Origin of the sequence: Streptomyces sp. NBC_00075 (assembly GCF_045041225.1) — a bacterium.
In the GTDB taxonomy this organism is placed as follows: domain Bacteria; phylum Actinomycetota; class Actinomycetes; order Streptomycetales; family Streptomycetaceae; genus Streptomyces; species Streptomyces adonidis.
Genome location: NZ_CP108243.1, coordinates 10,163,809 through 10,181,378 on the forward strand (window position 1 = coordinate 10,163,809; position 17,570 = coordinate 10,181,378).

Consider the following 17,570-nt stretch of genomic DNA (forward strand, 5'->3'; position numbering starts at 1 on the left):
GGGGTATATATTTTACGAGTAAAACACCTGCTAATCTTCAAGGTTGAGCCCCGATTCCGCTACCACCCAGCCCGTACGGCGCCTCCCGCTGACCGGCGTGCTGCGCGTCGGCCGACCGTCGGACATCTGGTTCAAACCGGCCCTGAGCGTGATCGCCGCCGTCGCCCCGCCCTGTCTGACCCTGGCCGCGCTCGACCGCCTCGACCTGGCGATGTACGCCATGGCCGGGGCCCTGTGCGCGCTCTACGCCCACAACCGGCCGTACGCCGCCCGGGCCCGCGTCCTGGCGGGAGTGGTCCTCGGCATGCTCGCCGGACTGGCCGTCGCGCTCGTCACCGCCGCGATCACAGGGAACGCCGTCGTCCTGGTCACCGTGGGCGCACTGCTGGCCGCCGCACAGAAGACGCTGTGCGACGCCACACGCATCGGGCCGCCCGCGAACGTGGTCCTCACCTTCGTGTCGTCCGCCGCGCTGTTCGCCCCGCAGACCCTCGGCCAGGTACCCGGCCATCTGGCGCTCGCCGCCGGGGTGGGCGGCTGGGCCTGGCTCGTCGGCATGGCGCCCGGACTCGTCCGCCCGCACGGCCCGGAGCGCCGCGCGACGGCCCACGCCCTGAACGCCGTCGCCGCACACATCGAGGCGCACGGCAGTGGCATCGGCGGCCACGGGTACGCCCGGTCGCGGATCGCCGCCGAGACCGCGGTCCAGGCGGCCCGGCAGACCCTGTCGGCGGCGGGTGGTCGCTCGGGCACCGCCCGTGCCACGACCCGGCGCGCCCTCCAACGGCTGGTCGTGCGGGCCGAGTTGGCGCTCGCCGAAAGTCGGCCCGACGAACTACGTGCCTGGGCGAGGGAGTTGCGCGGCAGCGGACAGATCCCGACGCCCGGCGAGCATCTCGCCGGAGAGCCGCAGGCCGCCGAACTCGCCGCCCCACCACCACCGTTGTGGACCAGGCTGGGCCCGCTCGCACCCTTCGCCGCTCGCACCGCCCTGGGCTGCGCCCTCGCCGGATACGCCTCCCTCGCCCTCGGTGTCGGCCGCCCCTACTGGGCCCTCGTCACCGCGGCCTCCCTCTACCAGGCCAACGTCACCCTCACCTGGAACCGGGCCGTGCAGCGGACCGTCGGCAACCTCGCCGGGGTGCTGCTGTTCGCCGCCGTCGTACCGCTGGCCCACCTCGGGCCGGTCGCCCTCGTCCTGTGCTGCCTCGCCCTCAACTTCGGCGCCGAGGCGCTGATGAGCCGCAACTACTGGCTCGGCAGCGTCTGTGTGACCCCGATGGCGCTGCTCGTCACCGAGTTCACGGGGTTCCAGGAACCCGGCCGGCTGATGACCGAGCGGATCGTCGACACCTGCGTCGGCGCGCTGCTCGGCTTCGTCGCGGCCGTCGCGGTCACCAACCACCGCGCGGGGGTCCGCGTCGAGCACGCGCTCACGGCGGTGGAACACGCCCGCACCCACGCCGAACGCACTCTGACGGACGTACATCCCGTACCCGAACGCCTGGACGAAGCGCGCCGTGGCCTCGCCGCCGCCCTCTCCGACCTGCGCACCACCGCCGACACGGCCGCCGGGGAGTGGTGGCAGCGCACCCGCCCCCAGGAGCGGGTCGTGCTCGCCGAACGGTCCGGACACCGTACGCTCGCGGCGACGGTACGAGGTCCGGGGCTGCGCCCCCAGGGCCTGGCGTCACATTCCCGCCTGCCCGGGGCCCCACTGCCTTGAGGAGTGGGAGGTGGCCCCGGGCCCGCCTCCGGGCGGACGACGGGAACGCGACGACAGGCACTGGGCGGCTGCCGACACGCGGACGGACGACAGGGCGACGGAGGACGTACGGCCATGACGGCAGGGAACGGGGGCACGCCGCCCGGCAGAGGCGCGGCGGCCGAGGAGACAGCCACCGGGTCGCGAGCCACCCTCGGCCCGGCACACGACACCGTGGCCGGAGTCGTACGCCAGTGGCAGACCGTCCATCCCGGCCTCGACACCGGGCCCATGGAGATCATCGGCCGGATCAACCGCTGCGCCGCGCTCCTCCAGCAGGCCGAGGACGCCCCGCTGCGCCGGGTCGGTCTCACCCGCCCCGAGTTCGATCTGCTCGGCGCGCTGAGGCGTACCGGCCATGAACTGACCCCGAGCGAACTCACCCGTGAGACCTTCTCCTCCGGGGCCGCCGTCACCAAGCGGCTCAAGCAGCTGACCGAGCGGGGCCTGGTCGAGCGGCGCGGCGACACCCGGGACCGCCGGGTCGCCCACGTCCGCCTCACCGACGCCGGACGCGACCTCGTCGACGGCATCCTGCCCGAGCAGCTCACCTACGAGACCGCCGTGCTCTCCGGCCTCGACAACACCGGACAGCGCGAACTCGCCGGACTGCTGGGCGAGTTGCTCGGTCGGCTGGAGGGTCGGCTGGGCGCGTTGCGGTTCTGACCCGGGCCCGGATCAGCCCTCCGTGTACTCCCGGTGGATGCCGAACACCCCGCCCTGCGGATCCCGCAGCACCGCGATGCGCGGGCCGTTCGGCACGGTCGTGGGCTCCATGGTGATGGAGGCCCCCGCTCCGGCCGCCGCGTCCGTCGAGGCGTCCACGTCCTCGACCACGAAGTACGGCAGCCAGTGCGGCGGCACCTCCGGCGGGTACATGTCGCTCATCGCGAGCATCCCGCCGAACTCGGCACCGTCGACGCCGAAGTGCGTGTACTCGGGGGACGAGGTGACGGACCAGCCGAAGACCTCGGTGTAGAAGGTCCGCGCCCGCTCGGTGTCGCGCGCCGCCAGCTCCACCCAGCCGAGCGAGCCCGGCGCGTTGAGCAGGCCCGCGCCCGCGAAGCCCTGGTCCTGCCACAGCTGGAAGGCCGCGCCGTCGGGATCGACGGCGGACGCGAACCGTCCCATGCCCGGCACGTCCCCGGGTTCCATGGCCACCGAGCCGCCCGCCGCCCGCACCTTCGCCACGGTCGCGTCCACGTCCGCCACGGCGAACGTCACGAACCAGGCGACGGGCTGCTTCTCCTCGCCCAGCGGCACGAACGCGGCGACCGGGGCGTCCCCGAGGTGGGCGATCGTGTAACCGCCCATCTCCGCGGTCGGGTCCGTCTGCGGCCGCCAGCCGAAGAGGTCGGCGTAGAAGCGTTTGGTCGCCTCCAGGTCGGTGGTGCCCAACTCGGCCCAGCAGGGTCCGCCGGTCACGGGCTTGTCGAACTTCATGGCGTCACGGCCTTTCTCAGCGCGTGTGCGGTCCACTGTTCTCCACGCAGCACGCTAGACCCGGTGGTCCGGCGGCGCACCCCAGTGGGCAACCCTCAGATACCGGGCCGGTACCGCAGCGGATGGTCCGCCGGCACCTCCACCAGCACGATCCGCGTGCCGTCCGGATCCGCGATCCACATCTCGACGAGCCCCCACGGCTCCTTCACCGGCGGCCGGACGATCTCGACGCCCCGGGACACCAGCTCGTCGTGCGCGGCCGTCACGTCCGCCACCTGGAGCCACAGCCGTACGGACGGCGACGGGGGTTCCTCGGCCCGCCCCGACAGCTCCAGGAACCCGCCGCCGAGGAAGTAGACCGTGCCCCGCTCCGGCCCTGTCCCGAACTCGCGGTGGACGGCGAGCCCCAGCCGCTCGCCGTAGAAGACCCGGGAACGCTCCGGGTCGAGGGGCCGGAGAAGAACCCGGCTGCTCAGTACATGCACCATGCACCCGGAGCCTAGGGCCTGTCCGCCGTCGGAGTTACGCTCATCGGTGCCCGCGCCGCGCACCGGAAACACGAGCACCCAGAGAACATGGAGAGCCGCCTCATGGACACCACCGCCACCGGACCGACCTTCCGAGACGCCACCGAGGCCGACGTCGACACCCTGGTCGAGCTGATCGAGTCGGCGTACCGGGGCGACGCCAGCCGAGCCGGCTGGACCACCGAGGCGGACATCCTCGAAGGACAGCGCAGCGATCCGCAGATCGTGCTCGGCGTCATCAAGGCGGCCGACAGCCGGCTGCTGACCGTCGAACAGGACGGCCGCGTGGTCGCCTGCTGCCAGCTCGAACACCGTGGCGACCACGCCTACTTCGGCATGTTCGCGGTCAGCCCGACCCTCCAGGGAGCGGGCCTCGGCAAGGTGATCATCGCCGAGGCGGAGCGGTCGGCGCGCGAGACCTGGGGCACCCGCGAGATGCACATGACCGTGATCTCCGTACGAAACGACCTGATCGCCTGGTACGAGCGGCGCGGCTACCGCCGTACGGGAAAGATGACCCCCTTCCCGTACGGCGACGAGCGCTTCGGCATTCCGCAGCGCGACGATCTACAGTTCGAGCTGCTGGTGAAGGAACTCGTGTAGCCGCTACGCGGTGAAGCGGCCCGTGCGTTTGATCTGCGGGTAGTCGGTGGTGGCGCCGTCCAGTTCCAGGGCCCGCACGAGGCGCAGCTGGTCCTGGGTGTTGACGACCCAGCCGATGATCCGCAGGTCCGCCTTCCGCGCCCGCTCGACGATCTCCAGGGTGAGGCGGCGGATGTTGAGGCAGACGGTCGAGGCGCCGGAGCGGGTGGCGCGGTCCACGACGTCGGTGCCGTAGCGGCTGGCGATGAGTGCCGTGCGTACCCCGGGCACCAGGCGGGTGATCTCGGCGATCGCCTCCTCGTGGAACGAGGACACCTCGATCCGGTCGGCCAGCCCCCGGCGCTCCAGTACCTCGGCCAGTGCCCGCGCCGCCGCCGTGTCCTTGATCTCGGCCTGGAGCGGTGCGCCGACCGCGTCCAGGACCTCCTCGAACACCGGCACGCGCTCGTCGCGGCCCGCGTCCAGGGCGCGCAGCTCGGCGAGGGACTTCTCGGCGATCGGTCCGGAGCCGTCCGTCGTGCGGTCCACGTCGGCGTCGTGCATGACGACGAGGGCGCCGTCCTTGCTGAGGCGCAGATCGAGTTCGATCATGTCGAGGCCCGCCTGTTCGGCGGCGACGAACGAACGCAGGGTGTTCTCGGGCTCGACGCCCATGATTCCGCGGTGCCCGATGGTCAGGAAGTTCAAGGTCAACTCGCTTCCGTCGACGGCGGCTCGGCTGCCGCAGCCTAACCGCCGGGCCGGGCAATGAACCCGTACAGACGCGCCGGAACCACTGGCCGGAAGTGATGGCTCGGGAAGGGGGTGTGGAGCGGCGACCGCCGGGTACCGGAAGTAACCGTCCTTTTGGTTTCCGGCAGGAAAAAACACGGTGACCATGGGGGTCGGCAGGATAATCTCTCCTGGCTCGCCTTGTGGTCGGGAACCTCGTGCGCATACGGTGTTCTTACGCGAGGTTCTCCCGGGGAGGATGGGACATGACGGAAATTCTTGTGCAGGCGGTTCCGGACGAGCGGGTTCTTCCGCTCGGCAGGGTGGTGGAGCACCCGGCATGGCCCGTGCTCAAGGATGCCGTGGAGCAGATCCGGCCATGGCAGGCCAAGGACGGGTCGGTCGACTTCGACCGGGAGGACGCCCCGGACCACGCGGACGTCGATCTCGCCGTCCGCCGGATCGTGGACGCCGTCGCGGAGCTGTCCCCGCTGCTGCCGCACGACGCCGCCTACCACCAGGCCCTCGCCAAGGATCTGCGCCGCTGGTCCGACGGCGGGTTCCGGGTGCCGGACTTCCTCGACTCGCTGCTGGCCTTCCAGCCCGCCGCGAGCCGCGCGGACGGCCTCCAGCACCTGGTCGTCTTCCCGATGTACACGCAGAACGGCAACCCGGACCGCAACCTCGAAGCGGTCGTCCTGCGCATGGTCTGGCCCGACTGGCTGGCCGAGCTGGAGCGCACCCGCTACGACAACCCGCTGTTCTGCGGCATCACCTTCGAGGACTTCACGGCCGGGTACGACACCAACTCCGCCGTCCTCTTCCCGGAGACCATCGCCGTGCGCGAGGCGCCGGAACGGTTCACCTGGGGCGGCATCTTCTGCGACCGCGAGGCCGCCCGCTTCCGCCGGGTCACCGAGGCCGCCGTCGACATCCTCGGCCTCGAACTGCCCGCGGACGTCGCCGCGATGGTCCACGACCAGAAGCGCTGCGAGGAGGCCTTCGTCCTGTGGGACATGGTCCACGACCGCACCCACAGCCACGGCGACCTGCCCTTCGACCCCTTCATGATCAAGCAGCGCCAGCCGTTCTGGATGTACGGCCTCGAAGAGCTGCGCTGCGACCTCACCGCCTTCAAGGAGGCCGTGAAACTGGAGGCCGAAGGCATTCCGCAGGCCCGCGACGTGCAGTTCGCCGTCCTCTTCGACCGGATGTTCCGCTTCCCGGTCACCGGCGAGCGCGTCCGCAACTACGACGGCCTCGGCGGCCAGCTCCTCTTCGCCTACCTCCACAAGCACGACGTGGTCCGCTGGACCGACAACAAGCTGCACATCGACTGGCAGCGTGCCCCGCAGGTCACCAACCAGCTCTGCGCCGAGATCGAGACCCTCTACCGCGAGGGCATCGACCGCCCCAAGCTCGTCCACTGGTTCAAGGCGTACGAGCTGGTCTCCACCTATCTCGCCCCGCACCCGGGCTCCCGCTGGGCCAAGGGCCCCGACGCCCTCGACCTGAACCAGCCGCCCCGCAAACTCGTCGACGACGTGCTTCCGGACGAGTTTCCGCTGAGCATGTTCTATGAGGCCCTCTCCAAGAAGCTGAAGAACGTGATCGCCTCGACCAAGGGGATCGTCGGAGAGAGCGCAGAGCGGGTCGCCGCATGAGCGACCGCGCCACCGAAAACACTGCTCAGGAGGCGATGAACATGGGGAACGGGGCTCTCAGCGGTGCGGTGATCGCGGTCGCCGGCGCCGGCGGACCGGCCGGCCGCGCGACACTGCTCAGGCTCGCCGAGGCGGGCGCGACCGTCGTCGGCTCGGACAACGACCCGGAGCGGCTCGCCGAGGCCGTCGACGCGGCCAGCTACGCCCACGGCGGCTCCACCGTCGTCGGCGACACCGTCGACCTGCTCGACCTCCAGTCGGCCCGGGACTGGGCCACCCGTATCGAGAAGGACTTCGGGCGCGTCGACGGCCTGGTCCACCTCGTCGGTGGCTGGCGCGGCAGCGAGACCTTCACCAGGACCAGTCTCGACGACTGGGACTTCCTGGAGATGCTGCTCATCCGCACCGTCCAGCACACCTCCCTCGCCTTCCATGAGGCGCTCCAGCGCAGCGAACGCGGCCGGTACGTCCTGATCAGCGCAGCCGGTGCGAGCAACCCGACGGCCGGCAACGCGGCGTACTCCGCCGCCAAGGCCGCCGCCGAGGCGTGGACGCTGGCGATGGGCGACTTCTTCCGTAAGGCCGGTGCCTCGGAGGGCGCGGACGGGCCGACGTCGGCGGCTGCGATCCTGGTCGTGAAGGCGTTGGTGCACGACGCGATGCGCGCCGAGCGCCCCAACGCGAAGTTCGCGGGCTTCACCGACGTCAAGGAGCTGGCCGAGGCCATCGTCGGCGTCTGGGACCGGCCCGCCGCCGAAGTGAACGGGAAACGTCTGTGGCTCACCGAGAAGCCGTGAACCCTCCGAAGACCGACGCACGCCGTCATCACGACCCGGAGGCACGGGGCTTCGCCAGCGACAACTACGCGGGGGCCCACCCCGAGGTGCTCGCCGCCCTGGCCCTGGCCAACGGCGGGCACCAGGTCGCGTACGGCGAGGACGACTACACGGACAACCTCCAGCGGATCGTCCGCAGCCACTTCGGGGCCACCGCGGAGGCGTTCCCCGTCTTCAACGGCACCGGGGCCAACGTCGTCGCGCTCCAGGCGGTCACCGACCGCTGGGGCGCCGTGATCTGCGCCGAGAGCGCGCACATCAACGTCGACGAGGGCGGCGCCCCCGAACGCATGGGCGGCCTCAAACTGCTCACGGTGCCCACCCCGGACGGCAAGCTCACGCCCGAACTGATCGACCGCCAGGCGTACGGCTGGGACGACGAGCACCGCGCGATGCCGCAGGTCGTCTCCATCACCCAGAGCACCGAACTGGGCACCCTCTACACCCCGGACGAGATCCGCGCGATCTGCGACCACGCCCACGCGCACGGCATGAAGGTCCACCTCGACGGCTCCCGCATAGCCAATGCGGCTGCCTCGCTCGACGTCCCGATGCGGACGTTCACCAACGCCGTCGGCGTCGACATCCTCTCCCTCGGCGGGACGAAGAACGGCGCACTGTTCGGCGAGGCGGTCGTCGTCATCAACCAGGACGCGGTCAGCCATATGAAGCACCTGCGCAAGCTGTCCATGCAGCTCGCCTCCAAGATGCGCTTCGTGTCGGTGCAGTTGGAGGCCCTGCTCGCCAAGGACCTGTGGCTGCGCAACGCCCGCCACTCCAACGCGATGGCGCAGCGGCTCGCCGAGGGCGTGCGGGCCGTGCACGGGGTCGAGATCCTCCACCCGGTCCAGGCGAACGCGGTCTTCGCCCGCCTCCCGCACGACGTGAGCGAACGCCTCCAGAAGCACTTCCGCTTCTACTTCTGGGACGAGGCCGCGGGCGACGTCCGCTGGATGTGCGCCTTCGACACGACGGAGGACGACGTGGACGCGTTCGTGGCGGCGCTGAAGGAGGAGATGGCGCGGTAGCGGGCGGTGCGGGAGTGCATAGGTATGCGGTCACCTGAAAAGTCATTGACTCTAAGGTGATCGCTTTCCTATGCTCTGGACGCATGGAGCTGATCCAGAACACCCCCGACCTGTCTGCATATCTGGCCGCTGACGAGGTCATCGACCACCATCATTCAGTGGTACGAGAGACTGCGGCGCGTCTCGCCAGGGAAGCGTCGGACTCGTATGTCTATGCGCAGGCCGCGTACGAGTTCGTGCGCGACACCATCCCGCACTCCGCCGACAGCGGCGACCCGCGTGTCACCTGGCGGGCATCCGACGTCCTGGAGCAGCGCACCGGCATCTGCCACGCCAAGGCCCACGCACTGGCCGCGCTGCTGCGCGCCGAGGACATCCCCACGGCGCTCTGCTATCAGCGGCTCGCGCACGACGACGGGAACGGTCACGCCGTGCATGGCCTGGTCGCCGTACGGTTCAACGGCGCCTGGCACCGGCAGGACCCGCGAGGCAACAAGGCGGGCGTGGACGCCCGGTTCTCCCTCGACGGGGAGCGGCTGGCGTGGGTCCCGGACGTGAAGTCCAATGAGATGGACTATCCAGTACTGTACGCTGAACCTCATCCGGTCGTACTGGGCGTACTCAAGGCCGCGCCCGACAGGCCGTATCTCTGGAAGACGCTCCCCACCGCACTCTGAGGCAAGCGATGACACTCACCCTGACCGTGTCCGACGAGGTGCGCGCGCTCGCGCCCGGCTTCACCCACGTCGCCATCGAGGCGCACGGACTCGTCAACGGGCCCAGCACCGACGCCAGTTCGGCGCTCCTGGACGACGCGGCCCGTCGGCTCGCCGTACGCCTGGACGGCCGCGCCCCGCACGAGGACGCGCACATCGCCGCCTGGCGCGACACGTACACGGCGTTCGGCTCCAAGCCCTCGCGCACCCGCAACTCGGCCGAGGCGCTCGCCAAGCGGGCCCTGACGGATGCGGGTCTGCCCCGGATCAACGTCCTGGTCGACCTCTACAACGCGATCAGTGTGGCCCATCTGATTCCGGTCGGCGGCGAGGACCTCGACCGCATCCAGGGCGGAATGCGGCTCGTACGCGCCACGGGCACCGAGGACTTCGTGACCGTGGCCGGCGGTGAGGACGTCGTCGAGCACCCTGACGCCGGTGAGGTCGTGTGGTGCGACGGGGCGGGCGTCACCTGCCGTCGCTGGAACTGGCGCCAGGGTCCGCGCACGAGGCTCACGGAGGAGACGACGTCCGCGATCTTCTTGTTGGAGTGCATGGCCCCGCCGATGACGGTCGCCGAGGCGAATGCCGCCGGGGCGGAACTGGCCGAACTGCTGGAGAAGTTCAGCCCCGGGGCGCGGATTGCCGTGCGAAACGCGGGGTGAGTTCGGCGGTTCGTCGGCTGCGGGCCCGGTGGGGGCTTGTCGCGCAGTTCCCCGCGCCCCTAGTACTCCAGCCGTAGATCGTGATCTTCATGCTTGAGCAGCTTGTCGTCGGTAGTGGCTGGTCTGGGATCGGGCCTGGTGGCGGCGTCGCCAGACGGACCAGCCAAGCCGGTGGACAGGGTCAAAGACGCGTTGGATGACGAGCGTGATGAACAGTCGTTGGATCTCGTTGCAGGTGAGCGGTATCAGCTCGTCGGGTGAGGGATGACGGTCGTGTTCGTTCGCGCGGACGACGGCGAGGAAGGCGTGCGCAAGCATGGCCAGGGTGACCCAGCGGGACCAGGACGAGTAGCGCCGGACCTGGTGCTCGTCCAAGGCCGCCAAGCCCTTGCCGGACTGGAAAAACTCCTCGACCCGCCACCTTGATCCAGCGACGCGGACCAGGGTGGTCAGCGGCACTGCGGCCGGCGAGTAGCAGCGGTAGTACGCGAGTTCGCCGGTGCTGCGGTTGCGGCGGATCAGCAACTGCTGGCTCCCGGGCCGGGGGTCGGTGAGGTCGATGACGGCCCAGTCGTAGAAGCGGTGGCCCTTGGCTCCGACCCCTGCGGACAGCTTCTGCCAGGCCCTCTTGGGCACCTTCCTGGCCAGCGTATCCGCGCGGAACTTCCCGGCGCCTGTGGTGACTTCGTGCGAGCAGGCCACCGCTAGCACGTAGCCGGTGCCGCGTTCCTCCAGCGCGGCGCGCAGCCTCGGGTTGCCGCCGTAGACCTCGTCTCCCGCGACCCATGCGGCCCGGTGGCCGGCGTCCAGGAATCGGGTGACCATGCGGGCGGCCGGCTCTGGCTTGGTCGCGAACTCCGTCTTGTCACCGAGTCCGGCGGCCCGGCAGCGGTCGGGGTCGGAGGTCCAGGAACGCGGAACATAGAGTTCCCGGTCGATCGCCGCGTGCCCTCGCGGGGTCGAGTAGGCGAGGTAAACGGCTACCTGGCTGTTCTCGACGCGTCCGGCGGTGCCGGTGTACTGGCGCTGGACACCGACAGTGTCGGTGCCTTTCTTCACGTCGCCGGTCTCGTCGACCACCAGCACCGCCTCGTCGTCGTGCAGATGCTCCACCACGTAGTCACCCACGTCGTCGCGGACCTGGTCGGCGTCCCACTTGGCCCGCCCGAGCAGGTGCTGCATGCCGTCCGGGGTCCTGTCCCCGGCCCACTCGGCGATGGTCCAGCAGTTCTTGCGCGGGAGGTCCGACAGCAGGCCGAGTACCAATTTCCGGGCTCGGCGCCGGGATTCGACCCGCGTGAACCGTCCCGCTATCCGGCTCATCAGGCCCTCGAACGCCTCCTGCCAGTGGGCAGGGTTTACGCTGTGACCTGCGGCCACCGCATGATCGTTTGTCTTCACACACCGATGATCAACGGTGGCCGCACCCGTCTCCACAGCGCGTCAGGCTCGCGCAGCGTCTGCCTGCCGTCCTGTATTTGGAGGACTTGTGCAACGTGGCGAAGTCTGGTGGGTTCAGTTCGACGAGCGGAGGTTGGTCGTACTGCTGTCGGGAGAGGACACGTCCGGGATCCGGGTGATGCAGGTCGTTGCTCCGGCGGGCGTCGACATCAGCGGTCTGGGCATCGAAGTGATGGTGGGCGCCGGTGAAGGACTGCCGTTCGAAGGCGTGCTGCGGCTCGCGTTCCCGCGTCCAGGCTTCACCCCGTGCACGTGGCTGACCACTGTGTCCCGGGACGACCTGATAGAGCGGGCGGCCGTCCTGTCCTCGGCGAAGCTCAGCGAGATTGACGATGCCCTCCGACTCGCTGAACAAGCGCAGGAGCAGACCCCGGCGACGACCGCAAAGCTCAGCGAGATAAGGGATGCCCTCCGTCTCGGTGAACTCGGGTAGAGGGAGAAGGAGCCGACAGCGTGGGCGGTCTCGGCCAGATGGTCGACGCTGTCCGACTGTCGCCTCGGCGCCCTTACCATCGAGATCACGATCTACGGCTGGAGTACTAGGGGGTTTCAGCTTGCGCCGGTTTCGCTGACTTCTTCTGGCGTCGGGGCTGTGCCCCCGAGATGCGCCGGCATCCACCATGTGTCGTCCGGGCCCTTGGGGCGGACCGGGTACGCCCGCTGAGCCGCTTCCAGGAGTTCGTTCACGCGCTCGCGCAGTTGGCGCGTGATTACGCCCGCGTACTTGTCGCGGGACGCCTCGATCGCCTCGCCCACGCGGATCGTGATCGGGATGTGGCTGCGCTTGAAGTTGCGCGGGTGGCCCTTGGTCCAGAGGCGCTGTGTGCCCCACACGGCCATCGGGATCAGCGGGACGCCCGCCTCCTGGGCCATGCGCGCGGCGCCGGACTTGAAGGCCTTCAGCGTGAACGACTGCGAGATCGTGGCCTCGGGGAAGACGCCGACGATCTCGCCGGAGCGCAACGAGTCGAGGGCGTGCTGGTAGGCCGCCTCGCCCCTTTTGCGGTCCACCGGGATGTGCTTCATGTTGCGCATCAGCGGGCCGGAGATCTTGTGCCGGAACACCGATTCCTTCGCCATGAAGCGCACCAGGCGCTTCTGCGGGAGAGCCGCCAGGCCGTCGAAGATGAAGTCCAGGTAGCTGATGTGGTTGCTCACCAGCACCGCGCCACCGGAGCGCGGGATGTTTTCCGACCCCTTGCAGTCGATCTTCAGGTCCCAGGCCTTGAACAACGTCTGGGCGAGACCGACGGCGGGACGGTAGACAAGCTCAGCCATGGACGGGGTGGACCCTTCTCTCTGTTCTGCCTGGGAAGGGGGGTTCCCGGCGGGAAACTTACGCAGCCGTAGGTTTTACGGCATTGCGCAGATCGTGCCCCAAGAACGGACGAGTGGCCAGCCCTCGTGCCTGTGAACGGCGAGATACTTGTCACTCACTCCGTCCGTACCGTCATCCGGCGTACAACCAGATACATCTCGCACCCGAGGCAGTACCCGAACGCCGCGTTCAGGAACGCCGCCGCCAGCGCCGCCCCGGTCGCCGCGATTCCCAGCCACTCGGGGCCCAGCGCGTACCCGACGAGCCCCACGCCCGCGAAGACCAGACCGACCGCCTGCGCGAACCGCGGCGGCTCCGGCGACTCGAACTCCGTCGGCGGGCCGAGCCGCGGACGCACCACCTTGCGGAACAGCCAGCCGTACGGGGAGCGTCCCACCCCGCCCGCCGCACCCAGCGCGAACGCCAGCGTCTGCCAGCCCAACAGCCACGCGCTCCCGGTGATCAGCACGACCGCCAGCACAGCCGTCGTCACGGCCGCCCCGAAGCGCGGCCCTCTCACATCGATGTCCATGAACCGATCATTCCGCAGAGGAAACGTTTTGAGCCGGCGGGAATCTTTGCAGTCACGTGAATGCTGCAATCGGGGATGACCGGAATCGTGGTGTGCGTGGCGGTGCTCGCGGCGGCGAGCGCCTTCGGAGTGCTGCATCGGCGGCGGAGCGGGAGAGTACGCGTGCGTGGGCGCGACGACGGAAAGCTGCTCGGCGCGGCCGAGTTGGGCGAGAGCCTCGGCGAGCGGGCGACGCTCGTCCAGTTCTCCAGCGCCTTCTGCGCGCCCTGCCGGGCCACCCGCCGCGTCCTCGGGGAGGTGGCCGGCCTCGTCCCCGGCGTCTCCCACGTCGAGATCGACGCCGAGGAGCACCTGGACCTCGTACGCAGGCTCGACATTCTGAAGACGCCCACCGTGCTGGTGCTCGACGCCGACGGGCGGATCGTGCGGCGCGCGACCGGGCAGCCGCGCAAGGCCGATGTCATCGCCGCGCTGGGGGAGGCCGTTTGACGTGTGCCAGGTGTCCGAGTATCCCGATCCCGCCCCTGATGGTGTGTTCGGTGACGCATCTCCCAGATGCCGGAAGCCACTTGACTGCGCCCACCATCTATCGTCAGCCTGACCCTATGCCTCCGGAACTCCTTCTCCACGCGCGAGTCCATGTGGATCTCGTACGCACCGCGAGCGCGCGCTGTCCGGGCCGTTGAGCAGTCGCCGCCCCGCTCACCGCCTCCCGCAGAAGGACACGCCCATGACGGCCACGCCCGGCCTCGGCACCTCTCCGTCCGTCGTTCCCGCCTCTCCCGACCTCCTGCGCTCCGTCTTCCGGCAGCACGCGGCCGGTGTCGCCGTGATCACCGCCCAGGGGAGTGCCGGCCCCGTCGGCTTCACCGCCACCTCCCTCGCCTCCGTCTCGGCCGAACCCCCGCTCGTCTCCTTCGGTGTCAGCACCGGCGCCTCCAGCTGGCCCGCGATATCCGGGACCGGCCATGTCGGCGTGCACATACTCGGCGAGCACCAGCACGACCTGGCCGCGACCTTCGCCCGCAGCGGCGCCGACCGGTTCGGCGCGCCCACCGCCTGGCGAGAGGGCCCCGAAGGGGTGCCCGTGCTCGACGGTGTCCTCGCCTGGCTGGTGTGCCGGATCGTCGCGCGCGTGCCGGCCGGGGACCACCGGATCGTGCTGGCCGAGGTGCTGCTGGGCGATCCCGCGGGCCCCGGACGCCCGCTGCTCTACCACCAGGGGCGCTTCAACGGCCTCCGGGACTGACCCCTTGTGTTCGACCGATCGGTACAATGTGATTTTGGCGATGCTGCGAGGCCGCCGAGTTCCGGTTACGCTGCGTTGCGAAGGTCACACGTCAAAGCGCTTGCTTAGTGGGCGCGGAGTGGGTGTACTGGCGAGTAATATTTCGTTCGGGGCGCGGGCCGCCCCGACCGGGATCGGCCGCTTGGGGCGCCTATGCTGCCTGCAGGAAGGCAGCCCGGAACAGACGATGCAGTAGGAGAGCCGGCGTGAGCTTGAGGATCGTTGTCACTGTGAAGTACGTGCCCGACGCCACTGGCGACCGGCACTTCGCCGATGACCTGACCGTCGACCGCGACGACGTGGACGGTCTGCTCTCGGAACTCGACGAATACGCGGTCGAGCAGGCGCTCCAGATCGCCGACGAGGCCGACGACGCAGAGATCACGGTCCTGACCGTCGGTCCCGAGGACGCCAAGGACGCGCTGCGCAAGGCGCTTTCGATGGGCGCCGACAAGGCGATCCACGTCGAGGACGACGACCTGCACGGCACCGACGCCATCGGCACCTCCCTGGTCCTGGCCAAGGCGATCGAGAAGGCCGGCTACGACCTGGTCATCTCCGGCATGGCGTCCACCGACGGCACCATGGGTGTCGTACCGGCGCTGCTGGCCGAGCGTCTTGGCGTCCCGCAGGTCACGCTGCTCTCCGAGGTCTCCGTCGAGGACGGCGTAGTCAAGGGCCGTCGTGACGGTGACTCCGCGTCCGAGCAGCTGGAGGCCTCCCTCCCGGCGGTCGTGTCGGTCACCGACCAGTCGGGTGAGGCGCGTTACCCGTCCTTCAAGGGCATCATGGCCGCCAAGAAGAAGCCGGTGGCTGCCTGGGACCTGTCCGACCTGGACCTGGAGGCCGAGGAGGTCGGCCTGGAGGGCGCGTACTCCGTGGTCGACTCCGCCACCGAGCGCCCGGCGCGCACGGCCGGCACGATCGTCAAGGACGAGGGCGAGGGCGGCAAGCAGCTCGCCGAGTTCCTCGCGGGCCAGAAGTTCATCTAGGCCCCGTTCGAGGCTCGTTGAGCCCCGTTTCGCAGACCGCCCCTCATCTTCCGCAAGCAGGAGAGTAGAAGTCCCATGGCTGAAGTTCTCGTCTACGTCGATCACGTGGACGGTGCCGTCCGCAAGCCCACCCTGGAGCTGCTGACCCTCGCCCGCCGCATCGGCGAGCCGGTCGCCGTCGCGCTGGGCAACGGCGCCGCCGACACCGCGCCCGCGCTCGCCGAGCACGGCGCCGTCAAGGTCCTCACCCACGAGGCCGCCGAGTACGCCGACTACCTGGTCGTCCCGAAGGTCGACGCCCTCCAGGCCGCGTACGACTCCGTGTCCCCGGCCGCCGTGCTGGTTCCGTCCTCTGCCGAGGGCAAGGAGATCGCCGCCCGCCTCGCGCTGCGCATCGGCTCCGGCATCATCACCGACGCCGTCGACCTGGAGGCCGGTGACGAGGGTCCGGTGGCCACGCAGTCCGCGTTCGCCGCGTCCTTCACCACCAAGTCCCGCATCGCCAAGGGCACCCCGGTCATCACGGTCAAGCCCAACAGCGCCGCCGTCGAGGCCGCCCCGGCCGCCGGCACGGTCGAGGCCCTGGCGGTCACCTTCTCCGCCCAGGCCACCGGCACCAAGGTCACCGGGCGCACCCCGCGCGAGTCGACCGGGCGTCCGGAGCTGACCGAGGCCGCGATCGTCGTCTCCGGCGGCCGTGGCGTCAACGGCGCCGAGAACTTCCCGATCATCGAGGCGCTCGCCGACTCCCTCGGCGCGGCCGTCGGCGCCTCGCGTGCCGCGGTGGACGCGGGCTGGTACCCGCACACCAACCAGGTCGGCCAGACCGGCAAGTCCGTCTCGCCGCAGCTGTACATCGCCAACGGCATCTCCGGCGCGATCCAGCACCGCGCCGGTATGCAGACCTCGAAGACGATCGTGGCGGTCAACAAGGACGCCGAGGCCCCGATCTTCGACCTCGTCGACTACGGCGTCGTCGGCGACCTCTTCGACGTCGTCCCGCAGCTCACCGAGGAGATCAACACCCGCAAGGGCTGATCGTCCTGAGCCGTCCGAGGCCCCCGTGACCGCACGAACGGTCACGGGGGCCTCGGCTCATCCCAGGGTCAGCGAGGCCTGCACCGGCAGATGGTCGCTGGGGTACATCCCGTCGACGGAGAAGTTGTTGATCGCCGCCCAGTGTGTGGTCACCCCGGGCGAGGACAGGATCCAGTCGATGCGCCGGCCGCCGGGCTTGGGCGTCCGGTAGGCGGGGAACGTCCCGTACAGCGGACTGCGGGAGTCCGCCGTGTCCCAGGTGTCGACGAGCCCGTTCTCCAGCATCAGGTCGTACACCCGGTTGTCGTGGGCGGCCGAGTTGAAGTCGCCGGTGACGACGACCGGCACCGACGGGTCCCAACCGGCGATCGTCTCGCCGATGAGCTTCGCGGAGCGCTCCCGGGCGTACTGGCTGACGCTGTCCAGATGGGTGTTGAGGACATAGAACTCCCGCCCTCCGTCGGCGAGATCGGCGAACTTCACCCAGGTCACCATGCGCAGCCAGTCCGCGCCCCAGGTGTTGGAGGCGATCGTGTACGGGGTGTCGGACAGCCAGAAGTGGTCGAACTCGATCGGGTCGAGTCTGCGGGTGTCGTAGAAGACCGCCATGAACTCGTCCTTGCTGCCACCCCCGCGGCCGGTGCCGATCCAGTCGTAGTGCCCGCCGAGGTCCTTCTCGATCATGCGCACCTGCTGGTAGAGCCCCTCCTGGGTGCCGATGACGTGGGGGCGCTCGCGGCGCAGCAACTCCCGCATCACCGGCCTGCGCACGGTCCAGCGCGGTGTGTCGTCGACGACCGTCGCGAAGCGCACATTGAACGTCATGACGTTCAGGGCGCCCGGGTGCTCGCCGGCGACCGCCGGTTTGGACGAGCCCGCCGTGGTCAGCAGCGGCACGGCGATGGCGACGGCCGCCGCGGACTTCAGTCCTTGACGACGCGTCACTCCGACCTCTTTCGGCACGCGATCTCCTCCCCTTCGGA

Annotated in this window: 20 protein-coding genes; 13 read left to right on the forward strand and 7 right to left on the reverse strand. The window is 69.9% G+C overall.

Going from position 1 to position 17,570, the window contains the following annotated elements:
* Positions 1 to 43: 43 nt before the first annotated feature.
* A complete protein-coding gene (locus tag OG787_RS44420; protein WP_405539108.1) occupies positions 44 to 1,726 on the forward strand; it encodes an FUSC family protein in 1,683 nt (560 codons plus the stop codon).
* Between the two features lie 114 nt (positions 1,727 to 1,840).
* On the forward strand, positions 1,841 to 2,431 hold the full coding sequence (locus OG787_RS44425) for a MarR family winged helix-turn-helix transcriptional regulator (protein ID WP_405539110.1): 591 nt from the start codon (positions 1,841 to 1,843) through the stop codon (positions 2,429 to 2,431).
* Positions 2,432 to 2,443: 12 nt separating this feature from the next.
* Here OG787_RS44425 and OG787_RS44430 read toward each other — a convergent pair whose 3' ends face one another.
* Positions 2,444 to 3,208, reverse strand: a complete 765-nt coding sequence (locus tag OG787_RS44430) for a VOC family protein (protein ID WP_369029899.1) — start codon at positions 3,206 to 3,208, stop codon at positions 2,444 to 2,446.
* A 95-nt stretch (positions 3,209 to 3,303) separates the two neighbouring features.
* Complete coding sequence (locus OG787_RS44435; protein WP_369029898.1) at positions 3,304 to 3,696, reverse strand: VOC family protein; 393 nt, start codon at positions 3,694 to 3,696, stop codon at positions 3,304 to 3,306.
* Positions 3,697 to 3,798: 102 nt separating this feature from the next.
* On the opposite strand from OG787_RS44435, the gene OG787_RS44440 reads away from it, so the two are divergent.
* On the forward strand, positions 3,799 to 4,338 hold the full coding sequence (locus OG787_RS44440; protein ID WP_369029897.1) for a GNAT family N-acetyltransferase: 540 nt from the start codon (positions 3,799 to 3,801) through the stop codon (positions 4,336 to 4,338).
* 3 nt (positions 4,339 to 4,341) lie between these two features.
* Here OG787_RS44440 and OG787_RS44445 read toward each other — a convergent pair whose 3' ends face one another.
* Complete coding sequence (locus tag OG787_RS44445) at positions 4,342 to 5,025, reverse strand: glycerophosphodiester phosphodiesterase (RefSeq protein WP_369030110.1); 684 nt, start codon at positions 5,023 to 5,025, stop codon at positions 4,342 to 4,344.
* A gap of 290 nt (positions 5,026 to 5,315) precedes the next feature.
* On the opposite strand from OG787_RS44445, the gene OG787_RS44450 reads away from it, so the two are divergent.
* From OG787_RS44450 to OG787_RS44470, 5 genes are all read left to right on the forward strand, one after another.
* Positions 5,316 to 6,713 (forward strand): DUF6421 family protein, encoded by a 1,398-nt coding sequence (locus OG787_RS44450; RefSeq protein ID WP_369029896.1) that lies wholly within the window; start codon positions 5,316 to 5,318, stop codon positions 6,711 to 6,713.
* A gap of 41 nt (positions 6,714 to 6,754) precedes the next feature.
* Positions 6,755 to 7,510 (forward strand): SDR family NAD(P)-dependent oxidoreductase, encoded by a 756-nt coding sequence (locus OG787_RS44455; protein ID WP_369029895.1) that lies wholly within the window; start codon positions 6,755 to 6,757, stop codon positions 7,508 to 7,510.
* Positions 7,507 to 8,577, forward strand: coding sequence for a threonine aldolase family protein (locus tag OG787_RS44460; RefSeq protein ID WP_405539113.1), 1,071 nt, complete (start codon positions 7,507 to 7,509; stop codon positions 8,575 to 8,577). The genes OG787_RS44455 and OG787_RS44460 overlap by 4 nt, the downstream gene beginning before the upstream one ends.
* Before the next feature lie 83 nt (positions 8,578 to 8,660).
* Entirely contained in the window at positions 8,661 to 9,254 is a 594-nt protein-coding gene (locus OG787_RS44465) for a transglutaminase domain-containing protein (protein WP_369029893.1), read from the forward strand.
* A gap of 8 nt (positions 9,255 to 9,262) precedes the next feature.
* Positions 9,263 to 9,958, forward strand: a complete 696-nt coding sequence (locus OG787_RS44470) for a B3/4 domain-containing protein (RefSeq protein WP_405539115.1) — start codon at positions 9,263 to 9,265, stop codon at positions 9,956 to 9,958.
* An 87-nt stretch (positions 9,959 to 10,045) separates the two neighbouring features.
* On the opposite strand, the gene OG787_RS44475 is transcribed toward OG787_RS44470, so the two are convergent.
* Entirely contained in the window at positions 10,046 to 11,281 is a 1,236-nt protein-coding gene (locus OG787_RS44475) for an IS701 family transposase (protein WP_405540762.1), read from the reverse strand.
* 166 nt (positions 11,282 to 11,447) lie between these two features.
* On the opposite strand from OG787_RS44475, the gene OG787_RS44480 reads away from it, so the two are divergent.
* Positions 11,448 to 11,852 (forward strand): type II toxin-antitoxin system PemK/MazF family toxin, encoded by a 405-nt coding sequence (locus OG787_RS44480; RefSeq protein ID WP_369029891.1) that lies wholly within the window; start codon positions 11,448 to 11,450, stop codon positions 11,850 to 11,852.
* 116 nt (positions 11,853 to 11,968) lie between these two features.
* Here OG787_RS44480 and OG787_RS44485 read toward each other — a convergent pair whose 3' ends face one another.
* Entirely contained in the window at positions 11,969 to 12,697 is a 729-nt protein-coding gene (locus OG787_RS44485) for a lysophospholipid acyltransferase family protein (RefSeq protein WP_405539117.1), read from the reverse strand.
* Between the two features lie 155 nt (positions 12,698 to 12,852).
* Positions 12,853 to 13,269 (reverse strand): DUF4395 domain-containing protein, encoded by a 417-nt coding sequence (locus OG787_RS44490; RefSeq protein ID WP_405539119.1) that lies wholly within the window; start codon positions 13,267 to 13,269, stop codon positions 12,853 to 12,855.
* A 75-nt stretch (positions 13,270 to 13,344) separates the two neighbouring features.
* Between OG787_RS44490 and OG787_RS44495 the strand changes: the two genes are divergently transcribed.
* The 4 genes from OG787_RS44495 to OG787_RS44510 all read left to right on the forward strand — a co-directional run bounded on the left by OG787_RS44495 (position 13,345) and on the right by OG787_RS44510 (position 16,587).
* The gene (locus OG787_RS44495) at positions 13,345 to 13,758 is read left to right on the forward strand and encodes a TlpA family protein disulfide reductase (RefSeq protein ID WP_405539121.1); all 414 of its coding nucleotides are present in this window, start codon (positions 13,345 to 13,347) and stop codon (positions 13,756 to 13,758) included.
* Positions 13,759 to 13,999: 241 nt separating this feature from the next.
* On the forward strand, positions 14,000 to 14,518 hold the full coding sequence (locus OG787_RS44500) for a flavin reductase family protein (protein WP_369031999.1): 519 nt from the start codon (positions 14,000 to 14,002) through the stop codon (positions 14,516 to 14,518).
* A gap of 245 nt (positions 14,519 to 14,763) precedes the next feature.
* On the forward strand, positions 14,764 to 15,549 hold the full coding sequence (locus OG787_RS44505; RefSeq protein ID WP_389348271.1) for an electron transfer flavoprotein subunit beta/FixA family protein: 786 nt from the start codon (positions 14,764 to 14,766) through the stop codon (positions 15,547 to 15,549).
* 75 nt (positions 15,550 to 15,624) lie between these two features.
* Complete coding sequence (locus OG787_RS44510; RefSeq protein WP_369031997.1) at positions 15,625 to 16,587, forward strand: electron transfer flavoprotein subunit alpha/FixB family protein; 963 nt, start codon at positions 15,625 to 15,627, stop codon at positions 16,585 to 16,587.
* Between the two features lie 57 nt (positions 16,588 to 16,644).
* Here the strand turns inward: OG787_RS44510 and OG787_RS44515 are convergent, their stop codons facing one another.
* Positions 16,645 to 17,550: an endonuclease/exonuclease/phosphatase family protein gene (locus OG787_RS44515; RefSeq protein ID WP_369031996.1), complete on the reverse strand. Its 906-nt coding sequence runs from the start codon at positions 17,548 to 17,550 to the stop codon at positions 16,645 to 16,647.
* Positions 17,551 to 17,570: the final 20 nt, after the last annotated feature.